Origin of the sequence: Synechococcus sp. PCC 7336 (genome assembly GCF_000332275.1) — a bacterium.
GTDB lineage: Bacteria > Cyanobacteriota > Cyanobacteriia > Thermostichales > PCC-7336 > PCC-7336.
This window is the reverse complement of sequence record NZ_CM001776.1, coordinates 473,354-496,088: the sequence shown is the minus strand read 5'-3', so window position 1 is coordinate 496,088 and position 22,735 is coordinate 473,354. Positions and strand designations below refer to the sequence as shown.

Sequence of the window (22,735 nt, the reverse complement as noted above, 5' to 3'; positions counted from 1 at the left end):
AAATGATTATCTGGCAAAACTCATAGCCTCTTAGTCAAAGGTAACAGTTGGCAATATTCTCAATAAATAATCACTGAAAGCCCATGCATGCGTTCTGACTTAGAACGGTTAAAGCTCTTATCAGCAGAGCAGCAATGGCTAAAAGCTTTACGTGTCAGTCTATTCAGCATTTTGATTTAAGATGCGTTTACCCTGCTTCAACCAGCCGGCTCTAGGTTTCGATCTGGTGGGAGCCAATCTACTCCTTCAGGACATTTTTCTCCTAATGGCACAAAACCATGAACCAACCAACTACGTGGATCTCCTTGACAATGATATTGACATAATTCTCTGCCCAATGCAGGCATTGGGGATTGACGTACTAATTCACATCTAAATTCTCTCTCATTATTATCTTCAGAACAAGTAGTCGGTGGTAATGGGTCTGGGAGAGGATCGGGCTGAGTGTCATGCTCAAGCCAAGGAACTGGAACGGGCGATGGCGATGGCGATGGTGTTGGCTCAACACGAGGAGTAATATCAGTGCTTGTATCAGTTTCAGGAAGGGCACGAGGTAGGGGGGAAGGATCACCTTTTAAGGGCCAGACTAAAGGTGGTACCTCTGTCTGTGAAAGAATTATTACACCCACTACAACTAAACCAGCAATAACAATAACTGGTACTAGTGGTATGGCGAGAGGCAAAGCAAATAACCCAGAAGGATCGGTCAGATTGACAACAGAATTTCCAACATAGCGATAAAGATTGGCATCACTAGCACCGAAACTTAATGGATCTTGACTGATGAACTGACCGATAGAAGGGTCATAGTATCGAGCCCGGTAGTAGTAGTTTCCTGTCTCCTCATCAAACTCCCGCCCTGTATACCCGAAGCGAAACTCTACATCAGGATTGCTTTCACCCGTAATGTTGCCAAAACTGTCGTAGCTGATGTGATTGACGAGAGTGCCATCGGAATCGAGCAGGTCTTTTACAGTGCCCTGATGGTCTGTCAGTGCCCACAGCACCTCGCCACCGGCATCTTCTTGTGCCAACACCTGGTCGATCGCCGGTCCATGCAAATATCGATAGGTGAGATTCCCCTGCCCATCAAACACCAGCGCAATATGCTCGCCATCATACACATACCGCTCTGTTTGCGTTGCTAAAACCCCACCGCCATCCGGGTCAACTGTCTTCTCGATCCGCCGATCGAAGATGTCGTACTCGTAATCAACCGTCTCGATGATATTGCCGTTGATATCAGTTGTGACCACCCCCTGCAGTCGATTGCGATGGTCCCACTCAAACGTCTCTAACTCCCTAGTTGCCTTATCCAGCCGAGTAACTCGATTCCCCTCACCGTCATAGGTGTAGGCATAGCTCTCATCCTCAACTAGTTGATTGCGCTCCTGAGTGACATAGCCCGCATTCGTGCGGTTGCCATTGCCGTCATAGGTATAGTCTTCATTCCCCTGATAGTCATACTCAGCCCCTGTCAACTGATTCCGTTGGTCGTAGCTATACACCGATTCCCCATCTGGAGAAGTCAGCTGGGTAATCCGACTGGCCGCATCGTAAGTAAATCCATAATCAGCCACCGTAGAGCTGCTATTCGCATGGGTCAATTGCTCCAGCCGTCCGGCCAGATCGTATTGGTAGATACTGGTGGCCACAGACTGAGTCTCAGCCAAATCGCTAAACCGGCCCACACTCGTCATTTGACTGGCAGCGTCGTAGCCGAAAGTGACAGACTTCTCGGCCACATTCGCCCCCGACTGAGTAAGGCGAGTCACCCGATTGAGCAGGTCAAACTCAAAGGTTTCCAGTCCAGTCTCAACTCCGGCGATGGTGTCAGTTACAGAGGTGCGGTTGTTGGCAGCATCGTAGCCGTAGGCAAGGTCCACCTGAGGAACACCCGTGCTGCCTGCATTCGAGACTGAGGTGGCACGACCGGCTAGATCGTAGCTGTAACTGTAGCGATGGAAAGCATCCCCTGCTGCTTTCAGTTGGTCGGCAGCATCAAACTCGTAGACGTAATCTTGCAGCAGCTCGCCCAGCTCGTTATATCCCTGCTCGCCGATACGGCGATTGAGTTCGTCATAGCTATAGAGGGTCTCGAATCCATTACCATTAACCATCGAGATCCGATTACTGGTGGCATCGTAGCTAAAGGTACGCACATCTCCGTGGCTGGATTCTGCCTCCACGCGATGGAGCTTGTCGTAAACGTATTCGGTTCGGTTCAGTTCGGGGTCGAGTAGGGAGATAAGATTGCCAGCGGCATCGTGACCAAATGTGGTGGTGTCGTTATTGGCATCCGTAATACTAATCTGGCGATTGAGCGTGTCGTAGGCGTAGCGGGTGATGGAGAGCGTAAAAAAACAGGGGAAACCCTATGAATACTAGGATCGAGCGATAGTTGCCCTCATCCGATACCTGTCCCAAACAGTGCCATCAGGCATCAAAATCCAGGTGCGATTGGGATTCACTGTCCTGCCGGATGTAATCTCCCCCGGTTTTTCCGCTCTCCATCCCCAGCAGGAGCGCTCGCAACTGATAGACGAATGGATCGATAGGTGCTGACATGCCTCTATCCTACTGCTGACAAGCTTTCCCCCGGTTTTTTTCGCTCTCATACGTTTTTCCCTGGTTGTTCCGTTCTCCTTATGTCCACATGGCTATAGTCGAGAAACCTAAACAATCACCACTTTGAGTTTTACCTATAACATAAATATCAAACATAGAAATTGTTCCAATTACATAAAAACGTAAACCATTTAGATTTGAGAGTAGCAATTCATCGATAGCATTAAATTTTTCACCATCCTCAACAAGGTACACTCCTTCTATTCCTGAAGCCATTCCTTTAAACTCCCAGGTGTTGAGAAAATTTGATGAATGCAGAAGTCTACTAATTAGCTCATCTTTACTTTCAGCATAATCAAAAGCATACTTATCTCGTTTGCTATAGATATTGTGGCAGTCTTGCCAAACAAATTTCAGCTTATCAAGAATAGGTTTGAGTTTAGATAAAATTTTTTCTACTTCTTCCTCATACCGCAAAATACGTCTATTCATATATCTTTCAGGAGTTGGGCGGCTTGGAAATTCTACATTTCTGCTGATTGGACTAATACCAATCCAGCAATCATTCATCACTTTACCCACTAAGATTTTGAATGACTCAAAAACATCCTTGGATGAATTTAGATCATTACTATAATCGTAGTTGTGAGTCACTTCATCATATTTAATGACTCTGTAGACTTGCAGTTCGTTGACGTGCGTTTGTATATTTTCAAGCAAAGAAAGATAACGTTTCTCCATTACAGCTGACTCTGAGTTAAAAATTCTGAATTCCTCTTCTCGTTCTCGAGCTATTTGAAGGCGTGTAGAAAGTGGCATAGGCATTCTACTATTGCCCTCGCTAGTTAAATACTCTGGATTTTGATCTAGAAACTCTTGCCACTGTTTAAAGTCTTCTAAATACTCTCCCCAACTCAAGAAATCGTCTAATTCGACGGCGACCAAAGTGCCTATGGACTTTAGCAAGCGGCTGATATTAAACTCCCCCTGTGTGCTCACATCCCAAACAAATGGCTTCAATCTATAATCAGTCTCTGTCTCAAAGAACAAGCCTTGAATGCTCGAATCAATTGAGCTTAGAAGTCCAGCTGTATCATTCCGCATCATACAAATGATCTCCAAGGGTCTATCTATGCAAGCAAAAACCAAAAATAATTAGCTTGATTTTTTTTCAAGGAGCAGGTCTGTTTGTCCTAATTGTCCATGTAACACCTGGTCTAGATTGGCGGTTTGGATCGTTGAAGAATATTCCTTCGAAGATTGTACCATCTGAGAAAGCAGCTGTTGCAACAATAATGTTAGGTCTGAATGGAGATCCAAGTAATGGGAATTCTTCGTCTCGTACTAACTTAACACGAACATTTACTGCAGGCACATTGTCTGGTATTGCAACGCATGCTCTTGTTGCCTCTTCCAAGATTTCCTTTAAATCCTCATAATCTTGCCTGTTAAAGTCTTTGCCTAGTTCTTCTAGGTGTTCTCTTACTCGTCTTTCAAATTCTCTATATCCTCCCGAATTTATGCTTGAATTCTGAGCAATAAAATTACTCCGATTGAAGTTTGAACCACCAAGAATATGGGCAATTATATGTCCATTCGTATCCGCTATATCTCCACCTTGATACCTTCCACCCCAAGGTGTTACGGTCGGTAGGCGTATAGGAATTGCATTAGGATTATAAACGATCAGGGCATTCACAATGTCTGATATAATCGTGTTATTTCCTACAGAAGGTTCTGTTCCAGATCTACTTACTTACCAACTACTTTCTGGCGAGGTAGAGAATTTGACCTGGCTATTATTGAGCGTATCGAAAATCGTCGTTCCATCAGAAAGCGCTATCTGCCTTGTTTGACTAATAACAGTCCCTCCATCCAGGCCCAAAGGATCGATTAAATTTACTGGAGAATTAAATACATATCTATATAAATTTGCATCTTCAGCCAAGAAGCTAAGAGGATCTTCATTAATGAATTTTCCAACTTTACCATCGTAATACCGAGCTCGATAATAATTGAGCTTCGTCTCTCTATCAAACTCCCTACCCGTATAACCAAAGCGAAACTCAATATCAGAATTCGTCTCGCCCGTGATGTTGCCAAAACTACCATAGCTAATGTGGTTGACCAGATTGCCATTAGCATCGAGCAGGTCTTTTACAGTGCCCTGATGGTCTGTCAGTGCCCACAGCACCTCGCCACCGGCATCTTCTTGCGCCAACACTTGGTCGATCGCCGGTCCATGCAAATATCGATAGGTGAGATTCCCCTGCCCATCAAACACCAGCGCAATATGCTCGCCATCATACACATACCGCTCTGTTTGCGTTGCTAAAACCCCACCGCCATCCGGGTCAACTGTCTTCTCGATCCGCCGATCGAAGATGTCGTACTCGTAATCAACCGTCTCGATGATATTGCCGTTGATATCAGTTGTGACCACCCCCTGCAGTCGATTGCGATGGTCCCACTCAAACGTCTCTAACTCCCTAGTTGCCTTATCCAGCCGAGTAACTCGATTCCCCTCACCGTCATAGGTGTAGGCATAGCTCTCATCCTCAACTAGTTGATTGCGCTCCTGAGTGACATAGCCCGCATTCGTGCGGTTGCCATTGCCGTCATAGGTATAGTCTTCATTCCCCTGATAGTCATACTCAGCCCCTGTCAACTGATTCCGTTGGTCGTAGCTATACACCGATTCCCCATCTGGAGAAGTCAGCTGGGTAATCCGACTGGCCGCATCGTAAGTAAATCCATAATCAGCCACCGTAGAGCTGCTATTCGCATGGGTCAATTGCTCCAGCCGTCCGGCCAGATCGTATTGGTAGATACTGGTGGCCACAGACTGAGTCTCAGCCAAATCGCTAAACCGGCCCACACTCGTCATTTGACTGGCAGCGTCGTAGCCGAAAGTGACAGACTTCTCGGCCACATTCGCCCCCGACTGAGTAAGGCGAGTCACCCGATTGAGCAGGTCAAACTCAAAGGTTTCCAGTCCAGTCTCAACTCCGGCGATGGTGTCAGTTACAGAGGTGCGGTTGTTGGCAGCATCGTAGCCATAGGCGAAGTCCACTTGAGGCACACCCCCCGTGCTGCCTGCATTCGAGACAGAGGTAAGGCGACCGGCTAAATCGTAGGTGTAGCCGTAGCGATGGAAGTTATCTCCAACTGCTCGCAATTGGTCGGCGGCATCAAACTCGTAGAAGTAATTGTTCAGCAGCTCGCCCAGCTCGTTGTACCCCAGCTCGCTGATGCGGCGATTGAGTTCGTCATAGCTATAGGTAGTCTCAAATCCATTGGCATTGACCATCGAGGTCAGATTGCTGGTGGCGTCGTAGGCAAAGGTGCGCACGTCTCCGTGGCTGGATTCTTCCTCCACTCGATGGAGCTTGTCGTAGACGTATTCGGTTAGGTTCAGTTCGGGGTCGAGAACAGAGGTGAGATTGCCTACGGCGTCGTAACCCAACGTGGTGGTGTCGTTATTGGCATCCGTAATGCCGATCTGGCGATTGAGTGTGTCGTAGGCGTAGCGGGTGGTGTTGCCGAGGGGATCGGTGACAGATAAAACATTACCGTTGGCATCGTAAGCAGTGGTTGAAGTGTGGATGAGGGGGTCGGTGACGCTGGTTTGCCAGTTGCGTTTGTCGTAGGTAAAGCGAGTGGTGCGGTTGAGTTCGTCGCTGACGGAGAGGAGATTGCTATTGGCGTCGTAGCGATAGGTGATGGTGTCGTTGTGGGCGTTGGTGACAGTTTCAACTCGGTTGAGCTTGTCGTAGTCGTAGCTCGCCGTACGGTTGAGTTCCCCATCGATCCCCTTGAGGTTGCCGATCGCATCGTAGCGATAGCGGGTGGTTTGAAGTAGTGGGTCGATGACGGAAATTTGACGGTTGAGGGCGTCGTATTCAAATTGGGTGAGGCGATCCAGTTCGTCTTCCACTGAGAGGAGATTGCCGACTGCGTCATAGCGGAATTCTGTTGCACCCAGCTTGGCATCAATGGTTTTGGTCAGACGGTAGCGGGCGTCATATTCAAATTGAGTGGTGTGGCCGCGCTCGTCGGTGGCACTGGTGAGGTTACTGGCTTTGTCATAACTCCGCAGATAGCTGTTGGAGTAGGGGTCGATTTGCTGGACGAGACGGTTGATGTCGTCGTAAGCAAACTCTGTGCGGTTCTGATTGCGATCGACGGTTGCAATCAGGTTATTGACCGCATCAAACTCATAGCGGCTGACGTTGCCTTCGGCATCTGTGGTGCTGACTAGGCGATCGCGAGCGTCATATCCATAGCGAGTGGCATTGCCACGCGGATCGACCACCCGAATCAGGTTGTTATCTAGGTCGTAGGCAAACCTGGCGATACCACCTTCAGGATCGAGGCTGGCGATGCGGCGATTTCGACTGTCATAAAAATGAGTCGTCGCATTCCCTCTAAAATCCGTCTCGGCAATCAGATTCCCCTGACCGTCATACTCAAACGTAGACTCGTCATTATTGGCATTAATAATCTTGCTGAGGCGATCGCGCTCCTCATACTCGTAGCGAGTCAGATTGCCATTGGCATCAATGGTTTCAATGAGATTCCCATAGGCGTCGTAGTCAAACAGAGTAACAGGTGAAAGCAGCGGGCCAACGCCATCGGGGTCGGCTTCGATAATGCGTTCTAGCCGGTTGAGTGCGTCGTACTCGTAGCTGGTACGATTGCCGTTTTCATCGATAAAGGTAGCCAAGTTGCCTGCCAAGTCATATTCAAACCGCACTTGAGCTTGGTCTGCGGTGCCCACCGCCACGGTGGTGGATTCAAGCCGACCCAAGACATCGTAATCGTTGTCAGTGATGCGGCCTAAAGGATCGGTAATGGTGTCAACCAGTCCCTGGGTCGTATAGGTAAAAAGGGTGAGGAGATCGTCAGTTTCAACAGAAGTACGATCGTCCTGGCCAATCACCTGCCGAATTTCAGTGGTATTGCCATTGGTAGGATCGATTTCGAAAAAGGTTTGGCGGCCTAGCTCGTCGGTGTAGCTGGCGAGCTGGTTGAAAGCGGGATCGTAAGAAAATCGTTGAGAACTCCCTTCTGCCGCATCAACCGCCGTCAGTTTAACCACTCGAACATTATCAATCCCCCAAGACTCATCGAATAAGCCCTGCAATCCCTCATCGGCAAATCGTAACGAGGTCAGACCATCTTGGGCGGTAAACGTGAGGGAAATATCCCGGTAAATCGCATCTTGATATTGCGAACTAAATCCAAAATATCCAGACTCATCAGGGGGTCGAAATGTCGGTTCGTTGGTCAGGCCAAGCGCCTCTCTAAACAGAATCGTATTGTCTGCTTCAACCCTGACAATATCTGGACCGCTGATTGCGCTGTTCTCATCCCAAGAGTCGATCGCGTATAAATCAAACGTTATATTATAAGTCTCTCCTGCTGTGGTCGATAGATTGAGCGTGGTTTCACTATTACTAAAACGACCTAAAAATGTACTAAAAGTATTTGGATGAGAGTTGTCGGTGTTGCTATTTGTCCATTCATCCAGAGAAGAAGAGATGATGTCGCCCTCAAAGTCCTCATCATAAGCTAGCTCTTCGAGGAGAAATTGGTTATTCAAAGGAGCAGTATCTTCACTCCATTGGACGCCATTGGTTAAGTCTCCAGTCAATTCATCGTTAGAGCTAACAGCGGTGTTATCAATATTCGTACCATCGCCAGCATCCAATCTCCAATAGCCAAGCAGCCCGACTTCGTTCCCCGCTAGCTGATAGTCGAGATGGCGCTGAATCTCTGCTTGCGAGCGTGCCACTCCCCAGGCTCGAATCTCATCAACCTTACCGTTGAAATATCCCCCACCCCCATTATTGATATGGCGGCCAAGCTGTGTGGAGACAACATTGGTATTGGTAGGAAGATTACTGTTATTGAATGCGACCTCTTCTCCGTTCACATATAAAATCATGCCTCCTTCGGCATCTAGAACACCAGCAATGTGAAGCCACTCTCCAGCGACTATATCGACGGTTGCATTGACATATCGCCACTGGCCGCTACGATCGCTTCTCCAAATCGCAAATCCAATCGTATTATCATTGCGATAAAGCCGATGAATGGTTCCCCCAGAATTGTCTTCACTGTAAATCGTCTCCCCGACCTCACTGGTGACTGAGTTAAAGTTCACCCAGGTTTCAATGGTTGAATTGGGCAGACCTGCCACGATTGGGGAAGAGCTGAGTTGAACGTAATCATCAACTCCATCAAAAGATAATGAGGCTTGGGGTAGAGTCGCGCCTGTGGAAAGCGAGACGGTATCGCTGATACTGGTCACATTACCCCGCTCGTCATAGGTGTAATTAGTCAGAAAGCCCCTGGCATCGGTTGTCTGCTCGACTAAATTATCCGCATTGCGTCGAACAATTCCCCCAGCCCCAACCCCATCGCTGGCATTGACAAACTGACCGGCCAAATCCAGTTGAGCGGCCCGCACATTCCCATTCGCATCCGCATAAGTGGCCTGGAGTTCGCTACCTCCCGCCGCCAGCGGTGCTGCTGTCACATCGCGAGTCAGATCCCCCCGCACAAACCCCTGCGACTCAAAGCCAGCCACCTGCACTGCCGACCCATCGGGACGTTCCGCCCGAGACGCACGACCAGCCTCGTCATAGAACGTCTCCTCCACAAAACCGCGCTTGGTAATCTCCGTCGTCAGCAAATGACGGCTGTCATAGCCCCAAGTACGAGCCGATTCATCCGGGTCGACAATCCGTGCGAGATTGCCAAATTCGTCGTGCTCCAAACGGGTGACTCGGCCTGCCGGATCGACGATGGAGGTAATGCGATCGCCCGTATATTCAAACCGAGTTTCCAACCCCACCGGATCGACCCTTTTGACAAATCGTCCCTGCAGGTCGTACTCGTAACGGTTCGAGTTGCCATTGCGATCGCGCATCTCCACCAGTTGGTTGCGCTCGTTGAATTCGTAAACCGTCTGGTCTGTGAGCGTGCGGCGGAAGGTACCATCCGGCAATTTCACCAGTTCGGAGAAATCCCCCAACGGCGATTGATAGGGCTCCCCCGCAAGGCTGGGCGCATCGAACAATAGCTCGCTGCCATCCCCATCAATCAGCAGCAGCGAACCATCGGCATTCTCGACAATCTCCTGCAGCCCCGCCAAGCCCCAGCCACTGCCAAAGACACTATCAACCGAATTGACGTGCAACAGTTCCCCTTGAGTGGTGTTGGACGAACCGACCAACTGGTTGCGTACAAACAGACGAATGCCACTCTCCAACGAATAGTCATATTTGCCAGACTTGACCGAGCTCAAATCCACTTGGAGGGAGGCATTGACCGGGCCACTTTCTGCCGGCAGACTCCAGAAGTTTTCTCCCCCCTGCAGGCCGTATTGACCCCCTTCAAACCCAGCGGCTTCCAGATCGAAGCCATCGGCATGAACGGTTAATTGCGCCATCAACCGCAGCCGCTCTTCAAAATTAGGCGCTAAGGCGGTGGGGTCGACATTGTCGTAGCCGAAGGAGACGAGATGATTGGGATTGGCTCGTTGGGAGTCGTAGGTGAGCTGAAGGCCGCGATTGACCCCTTGAGACTGGTAGGAGGCTAGATCGTGGGTTTCAATTAATGCCCCTGTAAACAGTTGAACCGAAGAGTTGAAATTACTGCCATCGGGATTGTTCGATTCACCTAATTCGAGGTTGTTGGTATCGGCTGGGCAGGTATTGCATTCGGGATGGAGCTGGTTGAGGCCCGGAGCCTGGGGGGTTGGAGCAAAGAAATGCCAGCTACTGTTGCGAATTCCCCCCTCAACCGTTTCAACGACAGTTCCGTCAGCACTGACTCGCCCGCGACCCACCACCTCGAAGTCCCCCGTCGCAGGATTAATCGAGTAGAGATCCAACTCAAATCCCGCTGCATATCCAGCTAAATTCGGCAGCGACAGGGGAGCCGCCTGGGCAAACACCATCTCCCCTGGCTGAATCGTCACCACCAGATCGGGGCTGAGGGTGTCCGGAAAGGCGGCTGGGGTAAGCTCGGCGGAAACCTCCGTGATACTCAACACGCCCCCAAATGGATTCCCCTGCGGATCGAGCAACGAATCCGCTGCCACAAATACCGCCGCTCCCGGAATCTTATCGGTGGTGACCGTGACGTCTTGACCCGCTGGAATAACCGAACCACTGTCTACGTCAATCGGCGGCAGATAAATCGGTCGGGTAATGACATTATTCACCCCGACGATGGCCTCTTGGCCCAACACCAACGGCAGTCTCTCGGCAATAAATGGATAGGCCCCAGCAATCGAATCGCCGTGGATTTTGAGGGCATTGATGTCGGGGAAGCCATTCAGGAGTTCTAGAGTGAAGGAACCATCCGCCGCCGTGAAGGTCTCTGCTTCACCGAGGGTAATGCGCACTCCCTCCAACACCTGTTGCTCTCCTGTCGCTGGGTCGAGCAGCGTACTGGCAATGACTCCCGAAACGCGGGTGGTGGCGATCGGGTCGGCTACCACCTCCAACGTCACCGCCTGCTCCACCGTTGCGGTCCCGTCTACGGAAGGTGACCTCCCCATGTATGGGAGGTTCGTGAAAACACTATGAGAGCGTGATGAAATGCCTGAGACGGTTTAAAGTTAACAGCGACCTAGCGGCCGCACATGCGTGTATTCACGGAAATAGTATAAATAGATGCGTAATAATCGTAAGAAATATTAAATAGGTATCAAAACAGAAATCGGCAAAGTAGTGCCTTTAGGCTTCGATCGAGACTTTGGGTCTGTGACTTATCGACCGCCTCAGATCGGGCGATGTCTGGGTTTGCAGGCTGCCCGAGCTGTGCTCGCGGCTAGCGAAACGAGGGCTGAGAGGAACTGGAGGGGCAAAGGGCGATCGGAAAAATTAACATGATGCTCCTATCGTGAAGCGATCGCCTCTCAGAATGGTTAGATCGCTGCAGCAGCAAGACTTCAATCGCATCTTTAACGAACGCACTGGATTGCGGTTTGACGATCGCGATCGAACAGATGTAAACCCTCCATATCAAACCAGAGGGGAACTGAGTCGCCCACTTTCATGGCAGTGCGCGGGTCGATGCGGGCCACAAACTCGCTGCCATCGGGACTTTCTAAATACACAACCACTTCATTTCCCATCATTTCCATCACCGATACTTTGGCCGTGACGGATTCAGGCGAGATGTCTGGAACGGGGTACTGTGGGTCGTGAATATTTTCGGGGCGCAAGCCAAAGATAACCGGGAGATCGCGATAGGGGCGAAATTGCTCGGCTTTGCGCTCGGGCAACTTCAACTCAAATGCCTCCGTTTTGACAACTAAGTCCCCGTCGCGATCCAGCAATAGCGCTGCAAACAGATTCATTGACGGACTGCCGATAAACTCTGCCACAAACACATTTTTGGGATGGTTGTACAAATTGGCTGGAGTATCGATCTGCTGCAGCACTCCGTCTTTCAGCACGGCAATGCGGCTGCCCATTGTCATAGCTTCCACCTGATCGTGGGTGACGTAAACGAACGTCGCCCCCAATTTTTGATGCAGTTTGCTAATCTCTGCCCGCGCCTGCACCCGCAACTTGGCATCCAAATTCGACAGCGGTTCGTCCATCAAAAACACCGCCGGGTCGCGCACGATCGCCCGACCCACCGCCACCCGCTGCCGCTGTCCCCCCGATAGTTGCGCGGGCTTGCGATGCAACAGCGATTCGATCCCCATCTGCTGTGCTGCTTCAGTGACACGGCGAGAGATCTCCGCTTGATTCATCCCCCGCAACGTCAGGCTAAAGGCCATATTTTCGTACACCGTCATATGGGGGTAGAGGGCATAAGATTGAAATACCATCGCGATATCGCGATCCTTCGACGGCACATCGTTCACTCGGCGATCGCCGATCGATATCTCCCCCGAGCTGACCTCTTCTAAGCCCGCCAGCATCCGCAGCGTCGTGGTTTTGCCGCAGCCAGATGGTCCGACTAAGACGAGGAATTCCCGATCTCGAACCGCTAGGCTGAGCTCGCTCACGGCAGTGAAATCGCCATATCGTCTGGTGACGCGATCGAAAACCACTCCAGCCATTTCAATCTCCTTACCATTACCGACACCCACCTGTGGCGATCGCCGCAGAAGCTGCCATCAACCCTTCACCGACCCCGCTAAAATCCCCCGCACGAAGAAGCGCTGCAGGGCAAAGAACACGACGAGGGGGATCGTCATACTCAAAAACGCTCCGGCGGTGAGTAGGTGCCAATCTTGACCGCGCGAACCCACAATATTGCTCAGCTGCAGTGTCACCGGAGCCACATTGGGGCTGCCGCCGAGGTAGACCAAAGCCACCAGCAAATCATTCCACACCCACAAAAACTGGAATACTGCAAAAGAGGCGATCGCCGGAATCGAAAGCGGCACGATCGCCTTGGTGAAAATCTGCCAGTGGGAGGCACCGTCCACCGAGGCTGCTTCAATTAGTTCTCTAGGCAGCGACCCAATGTAATTGCGCATCAGATAAATGCCGAGGGGCATGCCGTAGCCCGTGTGGGCCAGCCAGATGCCGAGAAATGTACCGGATAGCCCCAGCGAACTATAGGCCCGCAAGACTGGGATCAGAGTCATTTGCAGGGGCACCACCAACAGTGCGATCGTCAGGCCAAACAACAACTGCCGCCCCGGAAATTTCATCCACGCCAGGGCGTAGGCAGCAAAGGTGGCGATCGCGATCGGCATAATCGTGGCCGGAATCGCAATCGTCAAGCTGTTGAGAAACGCCTGTCCCATCCCTTCCGCCGTCGCCACCCGCAGGTAGTTTTCCCAAGTGAATTGGGCGAAATCTAGGGGGAGTTGCAATACCGTCCACCAACCGGAGGCCAGCAAAGCCTCTCGCTCTCGTAACGAGCTGATGAGTAAACCCGTGGTTGGCAAGCTCCACAACAAACAAATCGTGACGATCGCCGTGTGGAGGGGAAGGCGGGAGGCAAATTTCTGGACTTTGAGCCGCCAAGTTGAGGGGTTCGAGCTGGAAAGCGTCATTAGCGATTGGCCTCCTGCTGCTGAAAGCGACGGATGTTGGCGAAGATAACGGGAATCACCAAGATGAAGAGAATGACGGCGATCGCGCTGCCTCGGCCAAAATCCCGGAAGTTGAACATTTCTTTGATCATGCGGCTGGCTAAGACTTCCGTCCCTTGATTGCCGCCAGTCATCACCCAGACAATATCAAACACTTTCAGCACCAAAATGATGACGGTGGTGGCAACGACAGCGATGGTGGAGCGAACGTAGGGAATGATAATGCGCCAGAAAATCTGAAATTCGTTGGCTCCGTCGATGCGGGCAGCCTCCAATATATCGGCGGGAATACACTTAATGGCGGAAGAGAGCAGCACCATGCAAAAACCGGTATATAGCCAAATCATGATGGCGATCAGGGCGAAATTATTCACCGATCGCTCCACCAACCAGCCCACGGGCTCGAATCCCAAGCGGGTGATGGCAGCATTGAGCAGGCCAATTTGTTCGCTATTTGCGGGGCGGAAGGCATAGATAAACCGCCAAATCACGCTGGCTCCCACAAACGAAATCGCCATGGGCAAGAAAATCAGAGATTTTGCCAGAGGCTCGTATTTGACGCGATCGAGCAGTACGGCGATGACCAAACCAAACCCCACACTCAACCCCGTGACCAGCACCAGCCACAAAAAGTTATTGCGGAAGGCAATTAGCATCGCCCGATTGGTGAGGGCGAAGGCGTAGTTGGCCAATCCGACAAAGTTTTCCGAACGGCGATCGAGCAAGCTCAGGTAAAAAGTGTTGAGTGTGGGCAGCACTAAGTAGGCAGCTAAAACGACTCCTGCAGGCCCGACAAAGACCCAGGGCAGCACCCGAGGTCGCCAGCGGTAGGGCAACCCTTGCACCAACGCATTCAGAACGTAGAACAGCCCGATAACCCCCACCACTCCAGCGGCGATCGCCAAAATGACACTCAGCAGGCGAGTCATCAGAGGATTGCTGCCAAAGGCGAGAGCTAAGACCAGGATGCAGCCCAAAACGAGGGTGCTGGCAATAATGGCGGTTTTGGCGAAGAGAGACCGAGGGATGGCGGGAAGCCTCATGGGGAAACGGGGGCTATCTACATGGGGGACGGGGCAAGGATCTCGCCCAATCCTCCGTGATTGAATCTTTGCAATGGGTTCGGAGAGGAATAGTGCATTTTACACGAGGATTCAATGTCGGTCAGTACTATTCCTGAGGCCAACTGGCTTGAATGTTTGAGAGCACGATATCGAGTGGCGTGCCGCCAACGTAATCTGTCACCCCTGCCCAGAAAGAACCCGTGCCTACAGCTCCCGGCATCATATCGGAACCATCGAATCGCACTGTTTCGGCGTTGGCTAAAATTTCTGCTTGCTGGCGAGCGATTGCGTTGGGATAGACATCCAAACTGACCTGACTGTAGGGGGAGATAAAGCCTCCCAAGCCTGCCCAAATTTCGTGGGGCTGGGTGGTAACTAAATAATTCATCAAGGCTTCGGTTTCGGGGGTGTCGTTCAAAGCGGCAAAGGCATCTCCAGCCACCAAGACGGGCAGGCCATTGGCGCGATCGATCGGGGGCAGTGGAAAAATGGCAACATCTTCACCCAACACCACGTCTTTAGGGAAGAAGGAGGCGATGAAATTGGCCTGACGGTGTAGGTAGCACTGGGGCGGTTCGCTGAATAAACCGTTGGGGGAATCGCCGAAGGGGATCGAGATCGCACCCACGGTGCCGCCAACGACATAATCGGGGTTGAGGGCAATGTTGCCAAATTGTTCGAAGGCAGCCTTCACTTCTGGGGAGTCGAAGGGTAACTCGTTAACGACCCAGCGGTCGTAGGTCTCTGCCCCCGCCGTGCGCAGCATGATGTCTTCAATCCAATCGGTGCCCACCCAGCCGGTGGAACTGCCGCTTTCCATGCCCAAACACCAGGGCACGCGGCCATCTGCCACGATGCGATCGGATAGGGCAATTAACTCGTCCCAACTGCTAGGAATGTCGTATCCTGCAGCGTCGAAGGCAGGAGGACTGTACCAGACGAGACTTTTGACGGAGGCTCGATACCAAATGCCGTAGCTTTCTCCGTCGACACTGCCGAGGTCGATCCAGTCTTGGGAATAGGCAGAGGTGAGGACATCGCGATCGATAAACTGGTTGAGGGGGATCAAATCTCCCGAGCGGGCAAAGTCTGCCAGCAAACCGGGTTGGGGAAACATGGCGATGTCGGGGGCGTTATTGGCCGCCACCCGCACCGGCAGCAAGGTGGCAAAGGCGTCCGTTCCTTCATACACCACGTCAATGCCGGTTTCTGCCTCAAACGGCGCTAGGGCTGCCTCCAACTTATCTTGCTGTTCCCCAATCACCACTCCCAGTATCGTGACGGTGGGCTGGTCCGTGCGGCGATCGGCAGATGTCTCGCCTCCCCCTCCGCCACAAGCGGCGAGCAACGACAGTCCTGCTAGAAGAACTGGCAACATTAGATGTTTGGGGGATGGCAAGGTCAACATTATCTCCTCAGGGGCATCTCTCAGACCTTAGCTTAAACCTCCAGCATCGATCGGGCCAGAACGGCGTCTTCTCCCTGCGCTACTGTTAAGAACGGCTTTCACCGCATGGCTCGCCTCTTGGTTTACTTCCTCACTGTTAACTACCACTGTGCAGCTCTGATTCAGAGATTGCTGAAGTCATTGCCCGATAGTAGCAACATTGCCCATCGCGTGGCGATCGTGAATAATTCCCCTGGCGATCGCCAGTTGGAAGCCTGTGCGGGACCGACAGTTTCAATTTTGACGAGTGCAACCAATGTGGGCTTCGGACGGGCTTGCAATCTCGGCTTGCAGTGGATCTTCGCTCGCGATCCGCAGGCGATCGTCTGGTTAGTCAATCCCGATACGCGCCTGTTACCCGGCACCCACTTGCCAGCCGTGGCGGAATTTTTCGAGCGCTATGCCTCGATCTCGATCTTGGGCACGATTGTCTATACAGACTCGCAACAGGTGTGGTTTGCCGGAGGGAGCTTCGATGCGGCAAAGGGGGCGATCGCCGAAGCCAATCTCATCTCGAAGGATTCCGAGCACCCCTACGTCGAGTGCGACTGGGTCTCGGGATGCAGCCTCTTAATCAATCTGGCCCGGTTCGATCGCTGTCCCCAGTTCGACCCCGAATTTTTTCTGTACTACGAAGACTTCGACTTTTGCCAGCGCTATCGGCAACAGGGTCACGGCATAGCCATTACAGCCCAATTCGGGCTCTCGCACGCCCCCTCATCCATTACCAATCGCAACCGCTTTAACAAGCTCCACCACAGCACCTACAGCTATGCGATTGCCTTGGAGCGATATGCCGACCCACTGGCCAGATGGGGGCGGATGCTGCGGATAGGATTGGTGGCTTTGGCCCTGTTACCCCTTCAACCCGCCACGGCATTGGGCAAGCTATACGGTCTGGGGCGCTATTTCCGACGCTCAGCTCCGACTACTCCACAGTAGGCAGTGTCACTGCGACTCTCGTTCCCCCTAGCGCTTTAGAAGAGACGATTTCCAGTTCACCCCCATGATTTGCCACCAGCCGTTTCACAATCGCTAACCCCAACCCATTGCCTTCGGGCTTTGTGGTGAGGAAGGGTTTTGTGATCTCGGGCAACACATCAGCCGGAATTGGGTCGCCAGTGTTGTAGACGGCCACACAAACCTTGTCCTCTGCCGGACGGGGCTCGATGGTCCAATGGACTTCTCCACCCACGGGGGTAGCCTCAAAGGCGTTTGTCACTAGGTTAATAAACACCTGCTTGAGCTTGTCGCGATCGCCCCGCACCAGCACCGGCTCGGGAGAGAGAACCCATTCGAAATGGCGATCGCGGGCGGCCGGTATCACTTGCAAGGGTTCTAACATCTCTTGAAGGAAGATATTCAGCTCTACCAGTTCCTGCTGCTGAGATTGAGGCTTGGCATACAGCAAAATTTCGTTGAGCAGTCGCTGCAGTCGCTCCGCTTCTTCCATCGCCATCGACAGCCGCAGTTGCGCTCGCTCGGACAGCTCCATCTGCTGGAAGGAGGCCAATCCCATGAGCACCGTTGTGAGAGGATTGCGGACCTCGTGAACGATGGTAGCGGCCAGCTCGCCAATTTCGGCCAACTGCTCCAGCGCCTCGATCGCGACCTGTTCGGACTGTTTGCGCTCGGTAATGTCTTCAGCAATGCCCGCCAACCGCTCCACTTCCCCAGCCTCGCTGCGGATGGGGAAGGATTGATCGCGAATGATGCGAGTGCTGCCATCGGGTCGCAGGATGCGATATTCCCGCACAGAAGCGTTCGGATTGCTATTCAGAAGCTGTTCCAAGCCGCCTTCTAGCCGATCCTCGGGATAGAGGGAGCGCTGCCACACCTGCGGATCGTTGTACCACTGCTGGCAGGGAATCCCCCAGATAGTCTCAAAGGCCGGACTGACGTAGAGAGGCGTGCCATCGCGATCGTACATCCAAAAGGTTTGGTGCATGTTCTCGGCCAATTGCCGCAGTTGTTCCTCGCTCTGCCGCAATTCGGCTTCCGCTTGCTTGCGATCGATTCCTAGAGCAATGCCGTTGGCGATGCTTGCCATCGCCTGCAAGGTCGCATCGGTGAGTTGCTGCCGCCCGAACAGAGCGATTGTGCCCACCAGGCGATCGCTCACCACCAGAGGATAGCCTGCTAGGGCAACAATGCCTTCCCGCTGGGCCCAGTCGCGATCGCCAAACTCGGGATCGTCGAGCAACTGGTTGGTGAGGAAAGGCTGCTGACTTTGGGCAATGGTGCCGATTTTCTGTTTGCCCAAAGGAATCGAGCAATAATTACTCTCCAGCGAGTTGGCCATGCCCGAGCTAGCCATCAGCTCGAGCATGTTGTTAGCTTCATTCAAGAGCCAAATCCGCGCCAGACAGCCATCCAGATGCTGCACCATCGCCTCGGTACAGCTCGACAGGATTTCGTGCAGAGTCCCCCCCTGCACCAAGGCTTCGCTAACTGCCAAGCTCAAGCGGGCCAATTGCATACTCTCGCAAATGGACAGCTCTTGTGGCTGACTCGCACCATTGGAGACGTGGACGAGTAGGTGGGGTTGTCCCTCTATGTCAATGGCACAGGCAGCCATATCTGCAGATAGCTTTGCGCCAGAGCGGGTCAAGCAGCTCAACTCATTGGTTTGGGCCAGTCCTTCGGCCATCACCCGCTGACCGAAAGCCATCAGCGCAGGCATTTCGTCGGGGTGGATATCGGAGATCGACACCTCTTCGATCAGCTCTTGGCGAGAATAGCCCAACATCTGGCAGGCGGTTGGATTGGCATCGACGATGCGATTGCTGTGGGAATCCACGATAAAGATGGCATCGCTGGCATGCTGAAAAATATGCTGGAATTTGAGATCGGCAATCGGCTGTGCAGGGGATGTTTGAGACGGCTCGGACGATTGTGGCAAACCCTCTAGTCGAGCGTCGTTGCGGACGTGGCTCAGCAAACAGGGTCGCCCGTCTATCTCTATGGCGCAGGCAGAAATTAGGGCGGGAAGTTTCAGGCCGGCGCGGGTCAGGCAGCTCAATTCATCGGTTTGTGCCTGTCCCTGGCTCGCGACCCGCTGGCTGAAGAGCATTAGCTCGGGCATTTCGTCGGGATGGATGTCAGAAATGGCAATCTTCTCGATCAGTTCTCGGCGGGAATAGCCCAGCATCCCACTGGCGCGGGCATTGGCATCCAGAATGCGATCGCGTTGGGGTTCGATGATAAAGATGGGATCGCTGGCCCGTTCGAAAATAAAGCGGAAGGGGAGATCGATCTCCGGTTGCGACACTGGCGAGGGCTGAGCCTCTGCTGGCTCTTTAGCACTCGATGTCGGGTCGGTTTGAGAAAGCGTCATCTCGAACTCACAGAAGGTCAAAGACGGGTGGCAGATGTTAAGAGACAGGAAGGATTGAATCTTTGCCCCATTTTAGTCACTGAACGCATTGAGCTAGCATCTATCCAAGCTCGCGATCGCCGCAAGATGACTATTTGGATTGTGGGGGGGACTGGCGACAGCAGGCGAGTGGCCCGCGCACTCTCAGCCGCAGACTGCGCTTGGACTGCCACTGTCACCACTCCAGCAGCTACCCGTCTCTATGCCGATTTGCCCGGACGAGTTTCCACTGGCGCGCTGGCACCCGCCACTCTGCCCGCATTTTTGGCGGACGAGGGGATCTGCGGCATTGTGGATGCCTCTCACCCCTTTGCCACCCAGATTTCCACTCTAGCCGTGCAGGCGGCGATCGCCCGCTCCATTCCCTACCTGCGCTACGAGCGCCCGACCGTTCCGCTGGCTGCCTCGACCATCCTGTTAGCGAATTTTGATTCCCTCCTGCAGCCCCAGCAGTTAGAGGGCAAGCGGATTTTGTTAACCACTGGTGTCAAATCGCTGCAGCGGTTCCGCCCCTGGCACACTCGCGCCCAGCTTTGGGCCAGAATCTTGCCGAGCGAGCGATCGCGAGCCCAGGCGATCGCCGCCGGGTTCCCCCCCGAGCGCCTGATTTCCCAGCGCTTGCCCATCTCGCTAGAGCAAGAGCGGCAGCTATGGCAGTCTCTGAGTTTGGATGCAGTGGTGACAAAGGCATCGGGGCAAGCGGGAGGGTTGGATATCAAGCAGACAGTTGCGGCCCAATTGGGGGTACAACTGATTGCGATCGCCCGACCGGTCCTCACCTATCCCCTGCAAACAGAGTCGCTCGATCGCGTCTTGGAATTTTGCCGCTGCTGTTTGGCGCGGGCGTTGCAACCATCCTGCGGTCAGTTCTCCGGCTCGACTGAGCGCAGCTCGTCTGAGGCCCACTCGAAATCCTCGCCAAACGTCTGGAATCATGAGAATTTAGAAGACCGAGTGTAAGCTATTTTCTAACGCGATCGAACAACTCCAGATTGAAGCATAGTTGTCATTTTGAAAGGGCATAAAGGGAAAGACGAGTTCAATTTTAAGCCCAAATAAATATCGTGAAACCCGATCGAGATGCTACGCTCTGAACTGGTAGCAACACCTGAGTTCGATGGCTCTGTATGGCCCTCGCCCCCAGCCCCTCTCCCAAACTTGGGAGAGGGGAGCAACAGCCTCAAACCCTCAATCTACCGTTCTATTCCCCTTCCCCCAAACTTACGGCTGACGCCACGCTTCGCGAGGGGGGAAGGGGTTAGGGGATGGGGGCCAGTCGCCTGTCGAACTGACGTTAGCAACAACAGCGATCGCAAGCACATTCGAAGTCAGTCAGCCCATTTCAGAGGGTATTCGATCGATCGAGATCGAGAGTCAACTATGAACCAAATTCTGGTCATTGACGACGATATTACGATTCAACTGACACTGCAGCGCATTCTGGAAAAGCAGGGATACGAAGTCGCGATCGCCAACAATGGAGAAGCCGGAATAGAGATGGCGATCGCCCTACAGCCGGCGGTGATTATTTGCGATTGGATGATGCCGGGGCTGAAGGGGCCAGACGTCTGCCGTCGGGTGAAGGAGAGACCGGAACTGTCTAGTAGCTTTTTTATCCTGTTGACCGCTTTCGATAGCGTAGACCAATTGGTGCGGGGGTTGGATGCAGGGGCAGATGATTTTTTGACGAAGCCGACGGAGCGGGCAGAGTTGCAGGCTCGCATTCGGGCGGGGGTGCGCTCTTACGAACTCAAGCGCCAGTTGCGATTGCAGGCCGAACAGATCGAGGCGGAGTTGGCCGAAGCAGCCAGTTACGTGCGATCGCTGCTGCCCGAACCCCTGACGGGGCCAATCTCCACCGATTGGAAATTTCTACCCTCCGCACAATTGGGGGGGGATAGTTTTCACTGTTTTTGGCTGACCGATGACTGTCTGGCGATTTACCTGTTGGATGTCTCCGGGCATGGGGTAGGGGCAGCCTTGCTGTCGGCAACATTGATGAATGTCTTGCGATCGCAATCGCTCCCAGAAACTGATTTTCAACAGCCCGAACAGGTGCTGCGATCGCTCAACGGCCGGTTTCGCATGGGGGATCAGAACGATAAATATTTCACCATTTGGTATGGGGTCTATCGTCCGCACTCGCGGCAACTTGTCTATGGCAGTGCCGGTCATCCCCCTGCAATTCTGATTGAGGATGGGAAATCCGCTCGGCAACTGCAAACGCCAGCAGTCGCGGCTGGCATGTTTGAGAATTCCGAGTACGTGCAGCAAGAGTGCTCGATTGCGGCTGGCAGCACCCTCTACCTATTTAGCGACGGGATCTACGAAGAAATCGATACAGACAGGAACGAACTGTGGGGATTGGAGAACTTTATTCAGTTTTTGCAGGCGACCCATCAAAACTGTGGCGATCGTGCGGAGCAAGTCATTCCTTCAGTTCTCAATCGAGTGCGACAGTTGCGGGGCAAAAGCCGCTTTATCGACGATGTTTCGCTACTGCAAGTGGTCTTTCGTTAAAGTCGAGTCTGTAAAAGATTTCCATCTTTCGCAGTCTTCCTGATTGTCGCTAACTCGTTCCCATACGATAGGGGTCGATCCAGTCCGCCGGATCGAAATACGAGCGAGCAAGTAGGGGGCTAGAACCGATTGGGGCCTCCCGAGATCGTATTAATGATGGCTCCGCTTGCAGCACCGCTGATGGCATTGGGGAGAGGATCGCCGTTATCGAGTAAAGCTCCAGCGACAGTACTGGTTGCTGCACCCACAGCTACGTCTTGTGCCAAACTACCCGCTCTAGTGCTGCGAGGAGAGGCATTTCGAGTGGCGTTGACAGCGGCTCCCGTAGCGGCTCCTCCGAGCGCATTAGGAAGCAAGTCTCCATTTCTTTGCAAGCCCCCTAAGACTGAATTGGTGCCTGCACCCACGAGCGTATCTCGGGCGAGGTTAGGGGACGAGGAGGCTGATGGAACAATCGAGATACCGATGGCGATCGCGATCGCGGATGTGAGGGTGCCTTTGAGAATAGCGTTCATGATGGTTCTCTCGGTAGACCGGTCGACTCTGTCTCTCGGAGCTCGTTTAGTTTCTCGGAGTAGCTGGAGCTCAGAGCCTTAAAGCAGCTAACCGATACCTGGTTTCCAGACATCAGGCATGGGTGGCTGGTACTTCAATTTTAACGATTTCAGCCTCGTCGATCT

Annotated in this window: 14 protein-coding genes and 1 pseudogene; 3 read left to right on the top strand and 12 right to left on the bottom strand. The window is 52.8% G+C overall.

Features of this window, described 5'->3' with window-relative positions; genetic code table 11:
* Positions 1-197: 197 nt before the first annotated feature.
* The 10 genes and pseudogenes from SYN7336_RS02370 to SYN7336_RS02335 all read right to left on the bottom strand — a co-directional run bounded on the left by SYN7336_RS02370 (position 198) and on the right by SYN7336_RS02335 (position 16,090).
* Entirely contained in the window at positions 198-2,189 is a 1,992-nt protein-coding gene (locus tag SYN7336_RS02370; protein ID WP_017324313.1) for an RHS repeat domain-containing protein, read from the bottom strand.
* 9 nt (positions 2,190-2,198) lie between these two features.
* Positions 2,199-2,348 (bottom strand): annotated as a pseudogene (locus SYN7336_RS32880) (hypothetical protein); the annotation flags it as partial.
* An 88-nt stretch (positions 2,349-2,436) separates the two neighbouring features.
* Positions 2,437-2,568, bottom strand: a complete 132-nt coding sequence (locus tag SYN7336_RS32585) for a hypothetical protein (RefSeq protein WP_017324312.1) — start codon at positions 2,566-2,568, stop codon at positions 2,437-2,439.
* Between the two features lie 78 nt (positions 2,569-2,646).
* A complete protein-coding gene (locus SYN7336_RS02360) occupies positions 2,647-3,675 on the bottom strand; it encodes a nuclease A inhibitor family protein (RefSeq protein WP_017324311.1) in 1,029 nt (342 codons plus the stop codon).
* Positions 3,676-3,739: 64 nt separating this feature from the next.
* Positions 3,740-4,267 carry a DNA/RNA non-specific endonuclease gene (locus SYN7336_RS28540; protein ID WP_071590724.1) on the bottom strand — a complete coding sequence of 176 codons (528 nt, stop codon included), beginning with the start codon at positions 4,265-4,267 and terminating at the stop codon, positions 3,740-3,742.
* Between the two features lie 57 nt (positions 4,268-4,324).
* A complete protein-coding gene (locus tag SYN7336_RS31855; protein WP_083885632.1) occupies positions 4,325-11,143 on the bottom strand; it encodes a LamG-like jellyroll fold domain-containing protein in 6,819 nt (2,272 codons plus the stop codon).
* Between the two features lie 405 nt (positions 11,144-11,548).
* Positions 11,549-12,661, bottom strand: coding sequence for an ABC transporter ATP-binding protein (locus tag SYN7336_RS02350; RefSeq protein WP_038025684.1), 1,113 nt, complete (start codon positions 12,659-12,661; stop codon positions 11,549-11,551).
* A gap of 57 nt (positions 12,662-12,718) precedes the next feature.
* Entirely contained in the window at positions 12,719-13,609 is an 891-nt protein-coding gene (locus SYN7336_RS02345; protein WP_017324308.1) for a carbohydrate ABC transporter permease, read from the bottom strand.
* On the bottom strand, positions 13,609-14,691 hold the full coding sequence (locus SYN7336_RS02340; protein WP_017324307.1) for a carbohydrate ABC transporter permease: 1,083 nt from the start codon (positions 14,689-14,691) through the stop codon (positions 13,609-13,611). The genes SYN7336_RS02345 and SYN7336_RS02340 overlap by 1 nt, the downstream gene beginning before the upstream one ends.
* A 127-nt stretch (positions 14,692-14,818) precedes the next feature.
* Positions 14,819-16,090, bottom strand: a complete 1,272-nt coding sequence (locus tag SYN7336_RS02335) for an ABC transporter substrate-binding protein (protein WP_017324306.1) — start codon at positions 16,088-16,090, stop codon at positions 14,819-14,821.
* 135 nt (positions 16,091-16,225) lie between these two features.
* On the opposite strand from SYN7336_RS02335, the gene SYN7336_RS02330 reads away from it, so the two are divergent.
* Positions 16,226-17,101: a glycosyltransferase gene (locus tag SYN7336_RS02330; protein ID WP_017324305.1), complete on the top strand. Its 876-nt coding sequence runs from the start codon at positions 16,226-16,228 to the stop codon at positions 17,099-17,101.
* Here SYN7336_RS02330 and SYN7336_RS27620 read toward each other — a convergent pair.
* Positions 17,088-19,496: a PAS domain S-box protein gene (locus tag SYN7336_RS27620; RefSeq protein WP_051039718.1), complete on the bottom strand. Its 2,409-nt coding sequence runs from the start codon at positions 19,494-19,496 to the stop codon at positions 17,088-17,090. The genes SYN7336_RS02330 and SYN7336_RS27620 overlap by 14 nt on opposite strands.
* 27 nt (positions 19,497-19,523) lie before the next feature.
* On the opposite strand from SYN7336_RS27620, the gene SYN7336_RS24070 reads away from it, so the two are divergent.
* Both SYN7336_RS24070 and SYN7336_RS02315 read left to right on the top strand, forming a co-directional pair.
* Complete coding sequence (locus tag SYN7336_RS24070; RefSeq protein WP_017324303.1) at positions 19,524-20,495, top strand: cobalt-precorrin-6A reductase; 972 nt, start codon at positions 19,524-19,526, stop codon at positions 20,493-20,495.
* 420 nt (positions 20,496-20,915) lie between these two features.
* Positions 20,916-22,055, top strand: coding sequence for a PP2C family protein-serine/threonine phosphatase (locus SYN7336_RS02315; protein WP_017324302.1), 1,140 nt, complete (start codon positions 20,916-20,918; stop codon positions 22,053-22,055).
* Between the two features lie 119 nt (positions 22,056-22,174).
* Here the strand turns inward: SYN7336_RS02315 and SYN7336_RS02310 are convergent, their stop codons facing one another.
* A complete protein-coding gene (locus SYN7336_RS02310; protein ID WP_017324301.1) occupies positions 22,175-22,570 on the bottom strand; it encodes a hypothetical protein in 396 nt (131 codons plus the stop codon).
* Positions 22,571-22,735 lie beyond the last annotated feature (165 nt).

Bases quoted from the DNA above. Each gene is read 5' to 3' on its own strand.
- SYN7336_RS27620 (WP_051039718.1), bottom strand. From the start codon at position 19,496: ATGACGCTTTCTCAAACCGACCCGACATCGAGTGCTAAAGAGCCAGCA.
- SYN7336_RS02335 (WP_017324306.1), bottom strand. From the start codon at position 16,090: ATGTTGCCAGTTCTTCTAGCAGGACTGTCGTTGCTCGCCGCTTGTGGC.
- SYN7336_RS02310 (WP_017324301.1), bottom strand. From the start codon at position 22,570: ATGAACGCTATTCTCAAAGGCACCCTCACATCCGCGATCGCGATCGCC.
- SYN7336_RS02330 (WP_017324305.1), top strand. From the start codon at position 16,226: ATGGCTCGCCTCTTGGTTTACTTCCTCACTGTTAACTACCACTGTGCA.
- SYN7336_RS32585 (WP_017324312.1), bottom strand. From the start codon at position 2,568: ATGTCAGCACCTATCGATCCATTCGTCTATCAGTTGCGAGCGCTCCTG.
- SYN7336_RS02345 (WP_017324308.1), bottom strand. From the start codon at position 13,609: ATGACGCTTTCCAGCTCGAACCCCTCAACTTGGCGGCTCAAAGTCCAG.
- SYN7336_RS02360 (WP_017324311.1), bottom strand. From the start codon at position 3,675: ATGATGCGGAATGATACAGCTGGACTTCTAAGCTCAATTGATTCGAGC.
- SYN7336_RS02315 (WP_017324302.1), top strand. From the start codon at position 20,916: ATGAACCAAATTCTGGTCATTGACGACGATATTACGATTCAACTGACA.
- SYN7336_RS02340 (WP_017324307.1), bottom strand. From the start codon at position 14,691: ATGAGGCTTCCCGCCATCCCTCGGTCTCTCTTCGCCAAAACCGCCATT.
- SYN7336_RS02350 (WP_038025684.1), bottom strand. From the start codon at position 12,661: ATGGCTGGAGTGGTTTTCGATCGCGTCACCAGACGATATGGCGATTTC.
- SYN7336_RS31855 (WP_083885632.1), bottom strand. From the start codon at position 11,143: ATGGGGAGGTCACCTTCCGTAGACGGGACCGCAACGGTGGAGCAGGCG.